This is a genomic window from Arthrobacter sp. Cza30 (assembly GCF_059090765.1).
In genome coordinates this window covers 471,394-489,183 of the sequence record NZ_JBNHGA010000001.1, presented here as the reverse complement: position 1 = coordinate 489,183, position 17,790 = coordinate 471,394, and the positions used below count along the sequence as shown (strand labels likewise).

Annotated in this window: 16 protein-coding genes; 4 read left to right on the top strand and 12 right to left on the bottom strand. The window is 70.1% G+C overall.

What is annotated here, in order from left to right:
- Nucleotides 1-66: 66 nt before the first annotated feature.
- Both glmS and coaA read right to left on the bottom strand, forming a co-directional pair.
- Nucleotides 67-1,917: a glutamine--fructose-6-phosphate transaminase (isomerizing) gene (glmS, locus tag AC5RVZ_RS02095; RefSeq protein ID WP_494064126.1), complete on the bottom strand. Its 1,851-nt coding sequence runs from the start codon at nt 1,915-1,917 to the stop codon at nt 67-69.
- A gap of 102 nt (nt 1,918-2,019) precedes the next feature.
- On the bottom strand, nt 2,020-2,988 hold the full coding sequence (coaA, locus tag AC5RVZ_RS02090) for a type I pantothenate kinase (RefSeq protein WP_494064125.1): 969 nt from the start codon (nt 2,986-2,988) through the stop codon (nt 2,020-2,022).
- 80 nt (nt 2,989-3,068) lie between these two features.
- Between coaA and AC5RVZ_RS02085 the strand changes: the two genes are divergently transcribed.
- The 3 genes from AC5RVZ_RS02085 to AC5RVZ_RS02075 are packed head-to-tail and all read left to right on the top strand — an operon-like array spanning nt 3,069 to nt 7,518.
- Nucleotides 3,069-3,998 carry a Ppx/GppA phosphatase family protein gene (locus AC5RVZ_RS02085; RefSeq protein ID WP_494064124.1) on the top strand — a complete coding sequence of 310 codons (930 nt, stop codon included), beginning with the start codon at nt 3,069-3,071 and terminating at the stop codon, nt 3,996-3,998.
- A 51-nt stretch (nt 3,999-4,049) separates the two neighbouring features.
- Nucleotides 4,050-6,638 (top strand): DUF4062 domain-containing protein, encoded by a 2,589-nt coding sequence (locus AC5RVZ_RS02080; RefSeq protein WP_494064123.1) that lies wholly within the window; start codon nt 4,050-4,052, stop codon nt 6,636-6,638.
- Nucleotides 6,622-7,518, top strand: coding sequence for a hypothetical protein (locus AC5RVZ_RS02075; protein ID WP_494064122.1), 897 nt, complete (start codon nt 6,622-6,624; stop codon nt 7,516-7,518). The genes AC5RVZ_RS02080 and AC5RVZ_RS02075 overlap by 17 nt, the downstream gene beginning before the upstream one ends.
- Here the strand turns inward: AC5RVZ_RS02075 and glmM are convergent.
- Genes glmM through rplM form a run of 3 tightly spaced genes read right to left on the bottom strand, consistent with a single transcriptional unit; the run spans nt 7,515 to nt 9,840 of the window.
- The gene (gene glmM / locus AC5RVZ_RS02070; protein ID WP_494064121.1) at nt 7,515-8,873 is read right to left on the bottom strand and encodes a phosphoglucosamine mutase; all 1,359 of its coding nucleotides are present in this window, start codon (nt 8,871-8,873) and stop codon (nt 7,515-7,517) included. The two genes, AC5RVZ_RS02075 and glmM, sit on opposite strands and share 4 nt — an antisense overlap.
- Before the next feature lie 16 nt (nt 8,874-8,889).
- Nucleotides 8,890-9,366 carry a 30S ribosomal protein S9 gene (gene rpsI, locus AC5RVZ_RS02065; protein ID WP_494064120.1) on the bottom strand — a complete coding sequence of 159 codons (477 nt, stop codon included), beginning with the start codon at nt 9,364-9,366 and terminating at the stop codon, nt 8,890-8,892.
- A gap of 27 nt (nt 9,367-9,393) precedes the next feature.
- The gene (rplM, locus tag AC5RVZ_RS02060) at nt 9,394-9,840 is read right to left on the bottom strand and encodes a 50S ribosomal protein L13 (protein ID WP_494064119.1); all 447 of its coding nucleotides are present in this window, start codon (nt 9,838-9,840) and stop codon (nt 9,394-9,396) included.
- A gap of 295 nt (nt 9,841-10,135) precedes the next feature.
- Between rplM and AC5RVZ_RS02055 the strand changes: the two genes are divergently transcribed.
- A complete protein-coding gene (locus AC5RVZ_RS02055; RefSeq protein WP_494064118.1) occupies nt 10,136-10,498 on the top strand; it encodes a hypothetical protein in 363 nt (120 codons plus the stop codon).
- A 24-nt stretch (nt 10,499-10,522) separates the two neighbouring features.
- Here AC5RVZ_RS02055 and AC5RVZ_RS02050 read toward each other — a convergent pair whose 3' ends face one another.
- From AC5RVZ_RS02050 to AC5RVZ_RS02020, 7 genes are all read right to left on the bottom strand, one after another.
- On the bottom strand, nt 10,523-11,422 hold the full coding sequence (locus tag AC5RVZ_RS02050) for a carbohydrate ABC transporter permease (protein WP_494064117.1): 900 nt from the start codon (nt 11,420-11,422) through the stop codon (nt 10,523-10,525).
- A gap of 14 nt (nt 11,423-11,436) precedes the next feature.
- Nucleotides 11,437-12,393: a carbohydrate ABC transporter permease gene (locus AC5RVZ_RS02045; RefSeq protein ID WP_494064116.1), complete on the bottom strand. Its 957-nt coding sequence runs from the start codon at nt 12,391-12,393 to the stop codon at nt 11,437-11,439.
- A gap of 6 nt (nt 12,394-12,399) precedes the next feature.
- The gene (locus tag AC5RVZ_RS02040) at nt 12,400-13,305 is read right to left on the bottom strand and encodes a phosphodiesterase (RefSeq protein WP_494064115.1); all 906 of its coding nucleotides are present in this window, start codon (nt 13,303-13,305) and stop codon (nt 12,400-12,402) included.
- A 3-nt stretch (nt 13,306-13,308) separates the two neighbouring features.
- On the bottom strand, nt 13,309-14,139 hold the full coding sequence (locus AC5RVZ_RS02035; protein ID WP_494064114.1) for a tyrosine-protein phosphatase: 831 nt from the start codon (nt 14,137-14,139) through the stop codon (nt 13,309-13,311).
- On the bottom strand, nt 14,136-15,485 hold the full coding sequence (locus AC5RVZ_RS02030; RefSeq protein ID WP_494064113.1) for an ABC transporter substrate-binding protein: 1,350 nt from the start codon (nt 15,483-15,485) through the stop codon (nt 14,136-14,138). The genes AC5RVZ_RS02035 and AC5RVZ_RS02030 overlap by 4 nt, the downstream gene beginning before the upstream one ends.
- A gap of 62 nt (nt 15,486-15,547) precedes the next feature.
- Nucleotides 15,548-16,702: an ABC transporter ATP-binding protein gene (locus AC5RVZ_RS02025; protein ID WP_494064112.1), complete on the bottom strand. Its 1,155-nt coding sequence runs from the start codon at nt 16,700-16,702 to the stop codon at nt 15,548-15,550.
- Nucleotides 16,703-16,811: 109 nt separating this feature from the next.
- On the bottom strand, nt 16,812-17,741 hold the full coding sequence (locus tag AC5RVZ_RS02020; protein ID WP_494064111.1) for a MurR/RpiR family transcriptional regulator: 930 nt from the start codon (nt 17,739-17,741) through the stop codon (nt 16,812-16,814).
- Nucleotides 17,742-17,790 lie beyond the last annotated feature (49 nt).

Below are 17,790 nucleotides of genomic sequence, written 5' to 3'. Positions count from 1 at the left end.
GCTCTGAGCCTCCCCCGCTCGCGCGAACCCGGGCGGGGAGACACCGTCCCGGCGAGGCGGTCGAGGTCACTCCACCGTGACGGACTTGGCGAGGTTCCGGGGCTGGTCGACGTCGAGGCCCTTCGCCGTGGCGAGGCCCATCGCGAAGATGTGCAGCGGGACCACGCCCAGCAGCGGCTCGAAGAACGGCCCGGCGAGCGGGATGCGCAGCACCTCGTCAGCCTTCGGCAGCACCGCGACGTCGCCCTCCTCGGCGATCGCGATGACGCGGGCGCCGCGGGCTCGGATCTCTTCGATGCTCGAGACGACCTTCTTGTGCATCTCGGCCGACTCCCGCGGCGAGGGCACGATCACGAACACGGGCTGACCGGGCTCGATGAGCGCGATGGGGCCGTGCTTGAGCTCGCCGGCGGCGAAGCCCTCGGCGTGGATGTACGCGAGCTCCTTGAGCTTGAGCGCGCCCTCCAGCGCGATCGGGTAGCCGACGTGACGGCCGAGGAAGAGCACCGAGCGGGTGTCGGCCATCCAGTGGGCGAGCTGCTCGATGCGCGGCTGCTCGCGCTCGAGGATCTGCGAGATCTTCTCGGGCACGGCCTCGAGCTCGGCGACGTGCGCGGCAGCATCCGCGGGAGACACCGCTCCGCGGACGCGGCCGATGTGCAGGCCCATGAGGTACAGCGCGGTGATCTGCGCGACGAAAGCCTTCGTCGAGGCCACGGCGACCTCGGGACCGGCGTGGGTGTAGACGATCGCGTCGGACTCGCGCGGGATCGTGGCGCCCTGCGTGTTGCAGATCGACAGCGTCTTCGCGCCGCGCTCGCGGGCGTACTTCACCGCCATCAGCGTGTCCATGGTCTCGCCGGACTGGCTGATGGACACCACGAGCGTGTCGGGCCCGATCACCGGGTCGCGGTAGCGGAACTCGTGGGCGAGCTCGACGTCGACCGGGATGCGGGTCCACTGCTCGATCGCGTACTTCCCGACCTGGCCGGCGTACGCGGCCGTGCCGCACGCGATCACGATGATGCGCGAGATGCCGGCGAACAGCTCGTCCATGCCGTCGAGCTCGGGGATCACGACCTCCCCGTCGCGCACCCGGCCGCGCAGGGTGTTGGCGACCGCCTCGGGCTCTTCGGAGACCTCCTTGGCCATGAACGACGACCAGCCGCCCTTCTCGGCGGCGGCGGCGTCCCAGGTGACCTCGAACGGCTCGACCTCGACAGGCGCGCCGCCGAAGTCGGTCACCTCGACGCCGGAGGGCGTGATGGCGACGATCTGGTCCTGGCCGATGGCGAGCGCGTTGCGGGTGTGCTCGACGAACGCGGCGACGTCGGAGCCGAGGAAGTTCTCGCCCTCGCCCAGTCCGATCACCAGCGGCGAGTTGCGACGGGCGCCGACGACGAGCCCCGGCTGCTCCTCGTGCATCGCCAGGAGCGTGAAGGCGCCCTCGAGGCGCGACACGACGTTGCGGAACGCGGTCGTGAGGTCGCCGGCGCGCCGGTACTCGCGCCCCAGCAGAACGGCGGCGACCTCGGTGTCGGTCTCGCTGCGGAAGGTGTAGCCCTCGTCGAGCAGCTCGGCCTTGAGCTCGGCGAAGTTCTCGATGATGCCGTTGTGGATCACGGCGAGCTTGTCGTCGTCGGCGAGGTGCGGGTGCGCGTTGCCGTCGGTGGGTCCGCCGTGCGTGGCCCAGCGCGTGTGCCCGATGCCGGTGGTGCCGTCGGGCAGCGGGTGCTCGGCGAGGTCGTCGCGCAGGACGCTCAGCTTGCCCGCGCGCTTGCGCATGCCGAGGCCGCCGTCGCCGTCGATGACCGCGATGCCGGCGGAGTCGTAGCCCCGGTACTCCAGGCGCGACAGACCCGAGATGAGGATGGCCTGGCTCTGCCGGGGGCCGACGTATCCGACGATTCCACACATGCGGTCAATGGTAAGCCGGGGGTTTCGCAAGGACCCTGAACGAAACCCGTACCACCCGGTCAGCAAGGGAATCGGATGCCTCGCGCCGGGCACCGGCACGCGTCAGAGCTTGCGCAGCAGAACCGTCTCGACGGTGTGGTCGGCCGCCTTCTGCAGCACGAGGTTCGCGCGGTGCCGCGTGGGCAGCACGTTCTCCTCGAGGTTGGGCAGGTTGATCGTGTTCCAGTAGTGCAGCGCCCGCTCGACGGCCTCCTCGTCGCTGAGCTGCGCGAAGACGTTGAAGAACGAGTTCGGGTTGCTGAACGCGGCGCGCCGGAGCGCCAGGAACCGGTCGACGTACCACTGCGCGATGTCGTCGGCGCCGGCGTCGACGTAGATCGAGAAGTCGAACAGGTCGCTCACGGCCACGTCGTTCGGCGTGGGGGGCGGCTGCAGCACGTTCAGGCCTTCGACGATGACGATGTCGGGCCGGCGCACCGTGACGACGGCATCCGGCACGATGTCGTACCGCATGTGGGAGTAGAACGGCGCCCGGACCTCGGGCGCCCCGCTCTTGACCTCGGTGAGGAAGGACACCAGCGCGCGGCGGTCATACGACTCGGGGAAGCCCTTGCGCTCCATGAGACCCCGTCGCGCGAGCTCGGCGTTGGGGTACAGGAACCCGTCGGTCGTGACGAGCTCCACGCGCGGCGTGCTCGGCCAGCGACTGGTGAGCTCGCGCAGCAGACGCGCGATCGTGGACTTGCCGACCGCCACCGACCCGGCGACGCCGACGATGAAGGGCGTCGTGGAGTCCGGCTCGCCGAGGAAGTGCGACGTGTCGGCGCCGAGCCGCTTGGTCGATTCGGCGTAGAGCGAGAGCAGTCGCGACAGCGGCACATAGACCTCTGCGACCTCGGCCATGTCGAGCCGGTCGCCCAGGCCCCGGATCTGCACGATCTCGGTCTCGGTGAGCGGCTGGGTCACGCCTGCCGCCAGACGCGCCCAGTCGGCACGGTCGATCCGGCGGTACAGCGAGAGGGCGGGCGTGACGGTGCCTACCTCGTAGGCGGTCGCTTCGTCGGCGGACATCCCGCTCATCGTATCCACACGTCGCCCGAACCAGGCCCGCCGGTCCGGAGCGACCCTCGCGCGCCACTACTGTTTTTCGAGTGCGTCTCGGAGTCCTCGACATCGGCTCGAACACCGTCCACCTGCTCATCGCCGACGTCCACCCCGGGGGCAGGCCGCTGGCGACGACGAGCCGGCGGACGGTGCTGCGTCTCATGCGGTACCTCGATCCCGACGGCGCCATCACCGAGGAGGGCGTCGCCGCTCTGGTGTCCGCCGTCAGCGAGGCCCGCGCGGTGGCCGCTGCCGAGAACGTGGAGGAGCTGCTGGCGACCGCGACGTCGGCGGTGCGCGAGGCGGCCAACGGCGTGGAGGTGATCGCGCGCATCGAAGACGCCCTCGGCCAGCCGCTGCAGGTTCTCGGCGGCGAGAGCGAGGCCCGCTACACCTTCCTGGCGGTGCGCCGCTGGCTGGGCTGGTCGGCCGGGCAGATCCTGCTGTTCGACATCGGCGGCGGCTCCCTCGAGATCGCGGCGGGCGCCGACGAGCTGCCGGATGCCGCGGCCTCGGTGCCCCTCGGGGCGGGCCGCATGACGGTGCGCTTCCTGCCCGACGACCCGCCCGGCGAGGATGCGGTCGAGCGCCTGCGGCTTCACGCGCGCGAGACGATCGCGCCCGTCGCGGCGACCTTCCGTGAGCTTCCGCGACCGGATCACGTCGTGGGCTCGTCCAAGGCGATCCGCTCCCTCGCGAAGCTCGTCGGCTACCCGATGCCCGGCTGGTCGGGCATCGAACGGATGCTGCTCCCCCGCGCCGCGCTGAGCTCGTGGATCCCGCGGCTCGCGCGCATCCCAGCCTCCGCACGGCAGGAGCTGCCGGGCATCACGGCGGACCGCACCTTCCAGATCGTCGCCGGCGCCGTCGTCCTCGACGAGGCGATGCGCGCTCTGGGCGTCGGAGAGCTCGAGGTGTCGCCCTGGGCGCTGCGCGAGGGCGTGCTCCTGCGCTACATCGAGGAGATGGGCTGGTAGGCCCGCTCGGGTGACCTAGACCGGCGGGAACGGGTGCGCCACACTCTCCGTATGGAGGCGCGCGCGCCGATCCGCACACCCGACCAGCGCATCCGGGTCTTCGTCAGCTCCACGCTGAAGGAGCTGGAGCCGGAGCGTCGGGCGGCGCGCGCCGCGATCGAGCGGCTGCATCTGGCCCCGGTGATGTTCGAGCTCGGCGCACGACCGCATCCTCCTCGGTCGCTGTACCGGTCCTACCTCGAGCAGAGCGACATCTTCGTGGGGCTGTACTGGGAGCGCTACGGATGGGTGGCGCCCGACGAGGAAATCTCCGGACTCGAGGACGAGTACCGCCTCTCGGACGGGCGTCCGTCGCTGATCTACATCAAGGAGCCCGCCCCGCACCGCGAGGAGCGTCTGCATGCGCTGCTGGACGACGTCCGTGCCGACGACCGGACGTCGTACAAGTCCTTCCGCACGCCCGAAGAGCTCGGAGACCTGCTCGTGGCGGATCTCGCGACGCTCCTCGCCGACCGGTTCGACGCCGCCTCGGCCATCGCGGACCCCCGGCGGCCGGCGGGCACCACGCGGTACCCGGCCCCGTACACCGACATCATCGGACGCGAGAGGGAGGTCGCGGAGGTCTCGCGCCTGCTGCAGCGGCCCGACGTGCGGATGGTCACACTCCTCGGCCCGGGCGGCATCGGCAAGTCGCGGCTCGCGATCGAAGTGGGAAAGGCGATCTCGGATGCCGGCGGCGATGTCGGATTCGCCCTGCTGGAGTCGCTGAACTCACCGGAGCAGGTTCTTCCCGCGATCGCGCGCGGCGTGGGGGTGCGCGACACCGGCGACGTGCCGCTGGAGTCGGCGGTGCTCGCCGCGTTCGCCGACCGCGACTACCTCCTCATCGTCGACAACATGGAGCACATCATCGACGCCGTCGGCGTCCTGGTGGACCTGCTGACCCAGTCACCGCGTCTGACGATCCTCGTGACGAGCCGGTCGCCGCTGCGGGTGCGCGCGGAGCACACCTTCGCGGTCCTGCCGCTGAGCGTGCCCGGGACCGATGACTCGGCGCACGCCTCCTCCGAGGCATCCGCGATCCGGCTCTTCGTCGAACGGGCCGCCGCCGTCCGGCCGGGTTTCCGTCTCACCGCCGAGAACACCGCCGCGGTGGTGGGGATCTGCCGCGCGCTCGAGGGTGTTCCGCTGGCCATCGAGCTGGCCGCCGCACGGGTCCGCAGCTACACGCCGCAGCAGCTGCTCGCGCGACTCGGCTCGGCCTTGACGGTCCTCGTGGACGGGGCGCGCGACCTGCCGTCACGGCAGCGGACGATCCGCAGCACGATCGAGTGGAGCGCGCGCCTCCTCGACGAGCCCGCGCGGGAAGCGCTCGCGGTCCTGTCCGTGTTCGCGGGGCCCTTCACGCGGGACGCCGCGGAGGACGTGCTCGACGTGGCGTCCGGTGCGGAGCAGGACGCCGGCATCGACCGCGAGCGCGCGATCGACGCCCTCGTCGACACGAGCCTCCTGCAGCTGCGAGAGCGCGGCGGCGTCGAGCTGTTCACCCTGCTCGCCCTCGTCCGCGCCTACGGCACCGCGCAACTGGATCGGGAGCAGGCGGATGCCGCGCGCGAGCGCTGGATCGCGCACTACGTCCGGCTGGGCGCGGAATCGGCCACCGGCGTCCGCGGCCCCGAGGAGCTGTGGTGGCTGGCGCTGCTGGATGCGCAGGCCGAGAACATCGTCGCGGTCATGCGCCATCTGCTCGACGCACGCCGATTCGACGAAGCGGCGGATTTCGCGTGGTCGCTGTATCTGACGCTCTGGCTGCACGGATACCTCGGCGTCGTGCAGTCCTGGATGACGGACCTGCTCGAGTCCCGCGACCGGGAACGGATCGAGATCCGCCCACGCGCCGAGGCGGTCGCGCTGTACTACGCCAACGCGATCTCGTTCTGGCAGAACCCCGACCTCGACGTCGTCCCGGGCCTTCGCCGTGCCGCCGCCCTCTTCGAGGACGAGGGCGATGTCTCGGCGGCGGCGCTCACGCGCCTCTCCCTCGCGCTCGCGATGCTCGCCCGCACCGAGGGCCCCGACGTGCCCGGCGCGACGGCCGCGCTCGATGCGGCGATCGAGGGATACCGGTCGGCGGGCGACGACTGGGGGCAGGCGATGGCGCTCGTCACCCGCGGGCGGCTGGACCTCGTGCTCGGAGCCGTCGACGTCGCCCGCGAGCGCTTCGAGCAGGCCCTCGCCCACGCGCGTGCTCAGCATGAACGGCTCGCTGTGGTCATCGCACAGCACCATCGCGGGTGGGCACGGCTGCTCCAGGGCGAGGTGGACCCCGCGGACGCCGACTTCTCGGAGGGCCTGGACGCCTCGATCGCGATGGCGCACGACGAAGGCATCGCGTACGGGCTGGAGGGCCTCGGCGGCGTGGCCGCCGTGCGCGGACGCGCCGCGGCGGCGGGGCTGCTGCTCGGAGCGGCGGCGACCCTGCGCCGGCGGACGGGGATCGTCAACCTCGCCCAGTTCGCGCTCTACGACCCGGCTGTCGCGGCCCTGCGCGACGCCGGCGGCGGTGACGCCTTCGACGAGGCCGCCGCGCGCGCCGCCACGATGTCGGTCGCGGAGGTGCTCGATGCCGTCCGCGAGTGACCGCGACGCCGCCCCCGGTGAGCGGCCGCGCGCACCGGCGGCGGTCGGCGGCGACCGCGTCCTCCTCGCGACACGCGTGGTCGCGATCGCGATCCTGCCGTTCCTGGTGATCGCCGCGTTCCTGCTCTACGTCTTCCCCACCCGCACCGGCGAGCTCTTCGCCTGGCCGATCGACCCGCCGCTGTCGGCGTACCTCCTCGCGAGCGCCTACGTGGGCGGCATCTGGTACTTCGTCGCCGTCGCCGCTGCCCGGCAGTGGCACCGCATCCGCCACGGGTTCCCCGCCGTCGTCGTGTTCGCCGCCGCGCTGCTGGCCGCGACGCTGCTGCACCTCGACCGGTTCTCGCAGAATCTGTCGTTCTTCACGTGGATCGTCCTCTACGCCACGACGCCGTTCGTCATCGCGGCGCTCGCGGGAGTGCAGGCGCGGCAGGACCCGCGCGTGCCGGACGCCGCGGAGCCGTCGGTGCCGAGAGGTCCCCGGTGGACCGTCGCGCTGATCGGCGTGGCCGCGCTCGTCTTCGGCGCGGGGCTCTTCGTCGCGCCGCAGCTGGGCGTCGAGCACTGGGCGTGGACGCTGACACCGCTGACCGCTCGCGTGACCGGCGCGGTGCTGACGCTCACGGGCGTCGTCGGCGTGGCGCTGCTGTGGGACGCCCGGTGGAGCGCGTTCCGGGTCCTGTTCCAGGCGCAGCTGCTGAGCCTTGCCGCGATCGCGATATCGCTTCTGGCGCGACGCGACGACCTGCTGTGGGAGCGGCCGATGACGGCGATGTTCGTCGCCCTCATCGTCGTCGCACTCGTCGTCTACGGCGCGTTCACGCTGTGGTGCGAGACGAACCGGCGCCGTCTTCGCCGTGCCCCGTTCCCGAGGACCTAGAGCGCGAGGCGCTCCCGGACGACGGCGGCGAGCGTCTCGGCGTGCCGGTGCGCATCCTCCTCGGACGCGGCTTCCACCATGACCCGCACGAGCGGTTCGGTGCCCGACGGACGCAGCAGCACGCGGCCGGTGGCCCCGAGCTCGGCCGTGACGGAGGCGACGGCCTCTGCCACTCCCCCGTCCGTCGCCGCCCGCGAGCGGTCGACGTCCCTGACGTTGACGAGCACCTGCGGGTACACGGTCATGATCGAAGCGAGGTCGGCCAGCGACCGACCGGTGCGCGCCATCTCGGCGACGAGGTGCAGTCCCGTGAGGAGACCGTCGCCCGTCGTGGCGTAGTCGCTCATGATGACGTGTCCGGACTGCTCGCCGCCGAGCGAGTAGCCGCGCTCGTTCATCCGCTCGAGCACGTAGCGGTCGCCGACCGCGGTCGTCTCCACCCGGATGCCGTGCTGCTCCATCGCCCGATGCAGGCCCAGATTGCTCATGACGGTCGCCACGAGGGTGTCGTCCACGAGCGCGCCACGGTTCTTCATCGCCACGGCGAGGATCGCCATGATCTGATCGCCGTCGACGATGCGGCCCGCCGCATCCACCGCCAGGCAGCGGTCGGCGTCGCCGTCGTGCGCGATGCCGACGTCGGCGCCGGCATCGAGCACGGCGCGCGCCAGCTGATCGAGGTGCGTCGAGCCGACCCCGTCGTTGATGTTCAGCCCGTCGGGGTCCGCTCCGATGACGGTCACGCGGGCACCGGCATCCCGGAACGTCTCAGGCGAGACGCCGGATGCCGCGCCGTGTGCGCAGTCGAGGACGACGTGCAGCCCGTCCAGGCGGTGAGGCAGCGACCCGAGCAGGTGCACGACGTAGCGGTCCTCGGCGTCGGCGAACCGGCGGATGCGTCCGACGTCGGCTCCTGTCGGCTGCAGCTTCGGGCCCGACATGGCGGCTTCGATGCGCTGCTCCACGATGTCGGGGAGCTTGACCCCGCCGCGGGCGAAGATCTTGATGCCGTTGTCCGGCGCGGGATTGTGGGATGCCGACACCATGACGCCGAAGTCGGCATCCATGTCGGCGACCAGGAACGCGGCCGCAGGAGTGGGGAGGACCCCCGCATCGAGGACGTCGACGCCGGAGGAGGCGAGTCCCGCCTCGACTGCGGCGGACAGGAACTCGCCCGACACCCGCGGGTCGCGGGCGACCACGGCGGTGAGGCGTCGGCCGGCGGCGCGGCGCGCCTCGGCCGTACGGCCCTGGCCCAGGACCACCGCGGTGGCCTGGGCCAGGGACAGTGCGAGATCGGCGGTGAGGGGACCGTTGGCCAGCCCCCTCACGCCATCCGTGCCAAAGAGCGGCATGCGGACGAGAAGCCGATCAGCGCTTCGAGTACTGCGGCGCCTTGCGGGCCTTCTTGAGACCGGCCTTCTTGCGCTCCTTCACACGAGCGTCGCGCGAGAGGAAGCCGGCCTTCTTCAGGGCCGGGCGGTTGTTCTCGACGTCGATCTCGTTGAGCGCGCGGGCGATGCCCAGACGCAGCGCGCCGGCCTGGCCCGAGGGGCCGCCACCCTGGATGCGCGCGATGACGTCGTACGCACCCGTGAGGTTCAGCACCGTGAACGGGTCGGTGACGAGCTGCTGGTGGAGCTTGTTCGGGAAGTAGTCCTCGAACGCGCGGCCGTTGATGGTGATGGTGCCGGAGCCCGGGACCAGGCGCACGCGCGCGATGGCCTCCTTGCGGCGGCCGACGGCCGAGCCGGGCACCGAGAGCACGGGGCGCTCGGCGGCGACGGCGGCGGTCTCGTCGACCTGGGTCTCGGTCGAGTAGCTGGTGGTGTCTTCGATCTTCGCCACGAGTGTGTCCTTAATCCTGTGCGGCGCTTACTGGGCGACCTGGTCGAGGGTGTACGTCTTGGGCTGCTGCGCGGCGTGCGGGTGCTCGCCACCGGCGTACACCTTCAGCTTCGACAGCTGCTGGCGGCCCAGGGTGTTCTTCGGGAGCATGCCGCGCACGGCCTTCTCCACGGCGCGGACGGGGTTCTTCTCGAGGAGCTCGGCGTAGGTGACCGCCTTCAGGCCGCCCGGGTAGCCCGAGTGGCGGTAGGCCATCTTCTTCTGGGCCTTCTGACCGGTGAGAGCCACCTTGTCGGCGTTGACGATGATGACGAAGTCGCCGGTGTCGATGTGGTTGGCGAAGGTAGCCTTGTGCTTGCCGCGGAGGAGGGCGGCGGCGTGGGAGGCGAGGCGGCCGAGGACGACGTCGGTCGCGTCGATGACCAGCCACTCGCGCTGGGTCTCGCCAGCCTTCGGGGTGTACGTGCGCGTCACAGTAGTGCTGCTTTCTGTATCGAACGGAGAGGTTCGTGAATCCCACTCCGGGGTGGTTCCTGCCTGGCTCGTCGAGCGAGCGAGGCGAGACGAGACGTCAGGAACACGCCAGTGGAGGGCTCACGTTCGCGATGCCGGGTCAGCTGAGCCGGACACCAAACGTCAAGCCTACCAGATCACGAGCCTCGCGCCTCTCCCGCCGCTCGCAGCCGGACGGCCAGGTGCTGTTGCGGCATCCGCCCGTCTCGCTATGGTGAACGCGACCGGCATCGGCCGTCTCGGAGTGGAGGCAACCATGACACGACGTCCGCTCGGCGTGACCCTCGTCGCGATCATCGCCTGGCTGTCGGGCCTGCTCCAGACCGTCGGCTCGCTCATCGTGATCCTGGCGGGCGCCGTCGTCACCGGTCACGCCATCATCGGGTGGATCAGCCTCATCATCGGGGCCGTCGTGCTGGCCGTCGGAGTCGGACTGTGGCGGGGCAACCCCACCGCACGAACGATCGCGACGATCGTCTTCGTGATCAACATCGCGCTCGAGGTGCTCGGCATGTTCAACGGCGAGACCCTGTGGTCGGCGCTCCTCGGATCGGCTCTCTCGATCATCGGCCTGATCCTGCTGTACACGCCGCGTGCGCGGGAGTACTTCGGGTCGTAGCCGGTCGAGTGTTCCAGCCGGGTGCTATTTCAGGCCTGACCGCACGAACGCGTCCACGACGTAACGCTGCAGGAAGATGTAGATCAGCAGCACGGGGATGCACGCGAAGCCGGCGGCCGCCATCGTGGCGCCCCAGTTGTTGCCCTCCGCCGAGAGGAAGCTGCGGACGCCGACCTGGATGAGCGCGTCGCCCTGCCGCATGATGAGGGTCGGCCACAGGTACTCGTTCCACGCCGAGATGAACGCCATGATGCCCAGTGCGGCAAGTGCCGGCTTCATGTTCGGCACCACGACCGTCCACAGCGTCGACCAGCTCGACCGGCCGTCGAGCTCTGCCGCTTCCAGCAGCTCGCGGGGGAAGGCGCGCATGTGCTGCACCATCAGCAGCACCGCGAAGGCGCCGGCCAGCTGCGGGATGATCACGCCGCCGACCGTGCCGAGCAGCCCGAGCTGCGAGACGAGGACGTAGTTGGGGATCATCGTCACCTGGAAGGGCACGAGCCACGAGCCGATGAAGAGGAACATCAGCGCTCTGCGGCCCGCGAAGCTCCACACCGCGAACCCGTACGCGGCGAGCAGCGCGATGAACAGCTGCGCCACGGCGAGGATCAGCGACATGACGAACGTGTTCAGGAGCATGCCGCCGATCGGGATGGTGTCCCACACATAGGCGAAGTTCTCGAAGCTCAGCGGCCAGGGAAGCAGGGTCTGATCCAGCGCGTTCTCCGGTGCGCGCAGGGCGGTCGCGAACATCCAGTACACGGGGAACACGCTGAACAGCGCAAGCAGGATGAGCACGATGTGCCCGACCGTGACGCCCGCAGGCGTGCGCGACGCGACCGCGGCGTCATCCTTGCCGCGCGCTCTGATCTGCTCGGGCGCGGCCGCGGCGACGGCCGGAGCGGAGACGGTGACGAAAGACATGGGAATCCTCGACCTCAGTTGTCGTAGAAGCTGAGCCGCTCCTGCAGCTCGATGAAGATGAAGGCGATGACGCCGAATCCGAGGAAGAACAGCACGCCGGCTGCCGAAGAGATGCCGGCGTCGAAGTTCTGGAACCCGAACTGGTAGAGCAGGTAGTAGATGTTCGTCGTCGAGTTCGTCGGCCCGCCCTGGGTGAGCAGATCGATGATCGGGTACGTCCACTGCGCCGCGAGCAGGATCGTCATGAGCGACAGGAACACGATCGTCGGCGACAGCAGCGGCAGCGTGATCCTCCTCAGGATGCGGCCGTCGCCGGCGCCGTCGAGCGCAGCCGCCTGACCGTACTCCGGGCTGATGCCGGCGAACCCGGCCGCGACGACCAGTACGCCGAAGCCGAGCATCTGCCAGCCGACGATGACGATCACCGCCCAGATGGCCAGATCCGCGTCGCGGAAGACGTTGGGCATATCGATCCCGAGACCGGCGAGCACGCCGGCGATCGCTCCCTGATCGGCGAACAGCCACCGCCATACGGCACTGGTGGCCACGGGCGTGATCAGGAACGGCACGAAGATCATCGCCTGGTAGAAGGTCCGCAGCTTCCCGCGTACCTGCCGGGCCATGATCGCGATCGCGACGGGCAGCACCAGGGAGAAGACGAAGAAGGCCGCGATGTAGACGACGGTGTTGATCAGCGCCGTGTGCATCTCGGGCAGCGCGACGACCTCGGCGTAGTTGTCGAAGCCGACGAACGTCTGCGGGCTGGTCGGCAGCAGGTTCCAGTCGTAGAACGACAGACCGAAGGTCTGCACGAGCGGACTGTACGTCCACACGATGAGGAAGGCGACGCCCGGAAGCACGTAGAGGTAGGGCGGGAGCATCCCGGATCGGAAGCGACGCCGGGGCTTCGGCGCCGCAGCCTCCTCGGCGGCTGCCGGAGCCGCCGAGGAGGCCGAGACGGTGACGAACACGGCGGACTACTCCCCCACTGACGCGTTGACCGCGGCGAGCTGCTCGTCGGCGCTCATCGCCATGAACGACTCCAGCATCGCCGGCGTCATCTCGTACACGGTGGGGAACTGCCCGATCGGCACGACCGAGTGCAGCACCCGGTCGCCGTACACGTGCACGAGGTTGTAGGACTGGCCGCCGTCCTGGCCGCGCGCAGCGGGATAGGCGACGGCGAGATCCTGCGTGTAGCAGGTGGCCGAGGCGACCGAGACGGGGATGCCTGCGAAGGTGGTGTTCGTCGAGTAGTGCAGGTGACCGCCCAGGATGCCGCGCACGTCCGTGCCGCGGATCACCTCGGCCAGACGCTCCTGATCCCTCAGCTCGACCAGCGCGAGCAGGCCGAGCGGGCTCGGCACCGGAGGGTGATGCAGGGCCAGCAGCGTGCCGTCGGGCGCGGGCACTGCGAGCTCGTTCGCGAGCCATTCCAGCTGCGCGTCGGTGAGTTCGCCGTGGTGCAGCCCGGGAACCGTGGAGTCGAGTGCGATGATGCGCAGGCCGTTCACGTCGAACACGCGATCGATCGGCTCTGCGGGGTCGCCCTCCTGGTCGAGCAGACCGCGGCGGAACGCGGTGCGCTCGTCGTGATTGCCCATCACCCAGATGATCTGCGCGCCCAGCCTCTCGGCCGCCGGCTCGACGATTGCCCGCAGGCGCTCGTAGGCATCCGGGCGGCCGGTGTCGGCCAGGTCGCCGGTGAACACGATCGCCTCGGGACGCGCGTTCGCCTTCGCGAAGCCCTGGAAGAGCTCGGCGAGATTGCGGTCGGAGTCGATTCTGTCGTGCAGCAGCTGTCCATCGCCCACGAAGTGGGTGTCGGAGACGTGCAGGATGAAGTGCTCGGGTGCGGGGTACTGCCCCTCGATGCGGGCCATGCGTCACTCCTCGGGTTGCGTTGTGCGGGTTGTCGGATGTGGTGCGATGAGAGCGGCGGTCAGCCGGTCCAGATCGGATGCGGTGAGCCCTTGCGCCTGCAGATATGCGGCCATGGAGCCGTACTCCGCGTCGATGCGGCCCAGGAGCGCCTCGATGATCGCTGCAGGACTGTCGACGATGAGCTCCACCATGGCCGGCGTCAGCTCGTAGCCCCGCTCGACGAGGCCTTGCAGCATGGCGTCGGCCCACTCGCCCCGCAGGTTGTCGGCGGTGGCCGCATAGTCGGCGACCACCTCGTCACGATCCACACCGGCTGCGCGCAGCGCGAAGGCGACGACCAGTCCGGTGCGGTCCTTCCCCGCCGTGCAGTGCACCAGCACCGCATCGTCGGCGCCCGCGTCCGCGATGACCTTGATCGCTCGAGCCAGCTGGGGACCGCGCTCATCGACCATGTGGGCGTACACCGGTTCCAGCGCCGTGAGCTTGGCGACCTGCGCGTCGGGCGAGGCATCGTCGAACACGGGCAGGTGATGGACCGTCGCGTCGATCCCCTCCAGCGCGCTCGGGGCGGCGAGCCGCTCGCCGGACCCTCGCAGGTCGATCACGTGCGTCACGCCCAGCTCGGCGAGCCGCGCACGCCCGGTGTCGTCGATGCGGTGCAGCGCGTCGGAGCGGAACAGCTTGCCCCACCGCGACGTCCCGGTCGCCGCCCGGTAGCCGCCGGTGTCGCGCAGGTTGTAGAGACCCGGCACGACGTGACGACGCACGGGGAGGTCTTCGACGTGGCTGACGGATGCCTCGGCAGTGCCGGAGGCGGTCAGATCGGTCGTCATCGGATCAGCCCCTGGGCACGGTCGGCGGCCTCTGTCATCGCGGCGGCGGGGTCGGCCCCGTAGAAGATCGACTCCTCGATCGCGGTCGCCAGCACCTGGTCGACCTGCGCGTAGCTGTCACCGGGATACGACACCCACGGCTCGAGGGCATCGAGCTGCTCGAGGTTCGGCGTCACCAGCGGGTTCTGCTGCACCCACCCGTACAGCGGGCCGCCCTCCTCGGTCATCGTGTTCCGCAGCGGCAGGTAGCCGATCTGGGTGGAGATGACCTCGTACGCGCGGGGGCTCGTCATCCACTGCATCAGCTCCCATGCGGCCGCCTGCTTCTCGGGCTCGGACGCGAACATCGCCAGGAACGAGCCGGAGTTCGTCGGCACGACCGCCTGGTCGCCGAATGCCGGCAGGGTGTGGGCGTCCAGCGTCCAGCCCGCCGCCTCAGCGCCCATCATGAAGGCGCCCTGCAGCGCCGACGTGTTGACGTGGATGGCGGTGGCGCCCTGCGCGAACGACTCGTACTGCGACGTGGCGTCCTCGTTGGTGAGCAGCCCGTCCTCATACATCGCGGTGAAGGTCTCGACGGTCTCGACCGCGGCGTCGGAGCCGAACTCGATGGTGGTGCGGTCATCGCTCAGGACCTGCGCGCCGTTGGACCGGAACAGGCCCTGCATGCACCAGCTGCCGCCGGTGATGATGCACGAGATGCTCATCGAGGGCTTGCCGGTGGAGCGCGTGATCTGCGCGGCGGCCTCCGCGACGGCGTCCCACGTCGACAGGTCGACGGTCTCGGGGTCCAGACCGGCCGCCTCGAACGCCGTCTCGTTCACCCACAGCACCGGCGTCGAGAAGACATAGGGCAGACCGTAGGTGGCATCGTTCCAGTCGGCGAGCACCCGAGCACGCTCGTGATACGGGTAGTCTCCGGCGAACTGCTCGTCGAGACCGTCCTGCCCGACGAGGTCGGTGAGGTTCTGGGCGCCGAGCGTGGTGGCGGCGAAGTCGAGCTCGTTGAAGGTCAGCTGCGCGACATCGGGCGGGTCCCCGGCGAGAACCTGCTGCTGCACGCTCGCGGCCGTGCCGGCCGACGAGCTGGGCTGACCGACGACGGTGATGTTGGGGTGCTCGGCCATGAACTCATCGAGCAGACCGTTGATCGCGTCGGCCCAGGTTCCGACGTTGGCGAGGTTGTACGACTCGAAGACGATCTCGACCTGCTGGTCGTCGGCGAGCTCGGTCAGACGGCCGGAAGCGGTGGCATCCGATCCGGACGCGGCGCCGGAGCAGCCGGCGAGGGCGACGCCGAGGGCCGCCAGCGAGGCGATCCCGGCGAGACGGGCACGGGTGTTCATCGAAGTCTCCTGTTGTTTCGGGTGTTTCGGGTGTTCGGGCTGGCTCGGGGTGTTCGGACGAATCAGACGCTGACGGGGCGCGAGCTCGACGCTCGGCAGGTCGGTGCCGCGGCGTGCGCGATCTCGGTGTCGGCGACCCATTCGAGACGGCGCCCCGACGCGCGCTCGAACAGGTGCACGTGGTCGGGCTCGGCGTGCAGCACGACGTCGTCGCCGGCCGAGACGCGCAGGTCGCGAGACGTCCGCACGTGCACGCTGCTCGCACCGACGAGGCAGGTGACGATCTGCTCGCCGCCCAGGTTCTCGACGATCTCGACGCGGCCGAGGAGGTTGACACCGGTTCCGGACGGCGCGGTCGCCGAGACGACGAGCTGCTCCGGGCGGACACCGAGGACCACGTCGATGTCATCCGTGTCGCCTCGCCACAGGTCTCCGGCGACGCCGTCGGCGGTCACGGCCACCGTGCCGTCGAGGCCGACGACCGTGGCGTCGAGCAGGTTCATGGCGGGGCTGCCGAGGAAGCCGGCGACGAAGACGGACTCCGGCCGGTCGTAGACCTCCTCAGGAGTGCCGGCCTGCTCGATCCGGCCGGAATCGAGCACCACGATCTTGGTCGCCATCGTCATGGCCTCGACCTGGTCATGGGTGACGTAGACGAACGTCGCGCCGAGTCGGCGGTGCAGGGCCGTGAGTTCATGACGGGTCTGCGTCCGCAGCTTCGCGTCGAGATTGGACAGCGGTTCGTCCATGAGGAACGCCTTGGGATCGCGCACCAGAGCGCGTCCCACCGCGACGCGCTGGCGCTGACCCCCAGAGAGCTCTCTCGGCTTGCGGTCGAGGAGGTGCCCGATCTCCAGCACGTCGGCCACCTCGCGCACCCGGCGCTCGATGTCGTGCTTCGCGAGCTTCTGCACCTTCAGCGGGAAGGCGAGGTTCCTGCGCACGCTGAGGTGCGGGTAGAGGGCGTAGCTCTGGAACACCATGGCGAGGTCGCGCTTCTTCGAGGGCTGCTCGGTGATGTCGACCCCGTCGAGGAGGATGCGACCGGTCGTCGGCTCGAGCAGGCCGGCGATCATGCGCAGCAGCGTCGTCTTGCCGCAGCCGGACGGACCGAGCAGGACGACGAACTCCCCGTCGCCGATGGTCAGATCGATGTCACGGACGGCAGCGGTGCTCTTGAACGAGCGACCGATACCGGAGAGCTGGATCGTGCCCATGAGTCGCCTCCCGCGAACAGCAGGTCACGGGACCTTCCCGTGAAAGCTGCTTGCGCGGCAATGTAAGAGGGCGAAAGTAAATTGCGGGCTAACGGATCGTCAACGGCGGTCACTGCCCACGGGAACGCTCGGCGCTCACAGGGCTCTCGGCTTCATCCGGGTCCGTGTCCGAGTCGGCGTCCGTGACGATCCCCAGGACTTCATCGCGCACCGCCGCGCGAGCCCGCTCGGCGACGTCGGCCATGCGATCGGCGACCGCCATCTGCAGCGCTGATACCAGGAGCGTCTGCGCGAGGCTGCTGCCCAGGGCACCGGGGTCCCACGCGCGGAACCGCGCTCCCGTGACGAGCAGAAGATCGGCGCGATCGGCAAGCGGCGACTTCGCGAAGCTCGTGATCCCCACGACGGTGGCCCCGGCATCCCCCGCTGCCGTCGCCGCCGCCAGCGTCACCGCGTTGGCGCCGCTGGAGCTGACGACGAGGCAGACATCTCCCTGCCGCAGCGTGCTCGCCGCCAGCTGTTGAGCCACTCCATCAGCCGGTGCCTCACACGCACGTCCGTTCATGACGAACGCGAGCGCTGCCGACTGAGCGGGCGGCGCCGAGGCGCCGGTGCCGACCACGAGCAGCCGCGGCGTGGCGGCGATCGCGTCGGCGGCCGCTTCGAAGGAATCGGCGTCGACGGACGCCAGCGAACTCTGGATCATGCTTCCCGCCCGCTCGGCGAGCTGCTGCAGTCGCCCCGCAGTGCCCTGCGGCGTCGAAGAGTCGCTCTGGGCGGCCGCGCCGAGATCGCGCACGAGGAGCAGCCGCAGATGCTGGAAGCTGCGGAAGCCGAGAGCCTTGCTCATGCGGCTGACGGTCGCCGGTGAGGTCTCGGCCGCCTCGGCGAGGTCGGCACCCGACATCTCCACGACCTCGTCCGGCCGATCCACGCAGATGAGCGCCGCTCGCTGCGCTCCGGGATTGAGGGACGGAAGGACCGACATGATGTGATCGATCGTTCCCCCCACGGGCGGATCCGCGAAACGCGCATTCATGCCCTCGGTCTATCACGATCGAGCGAACGCGACGTGTCAGAGCGCCGGC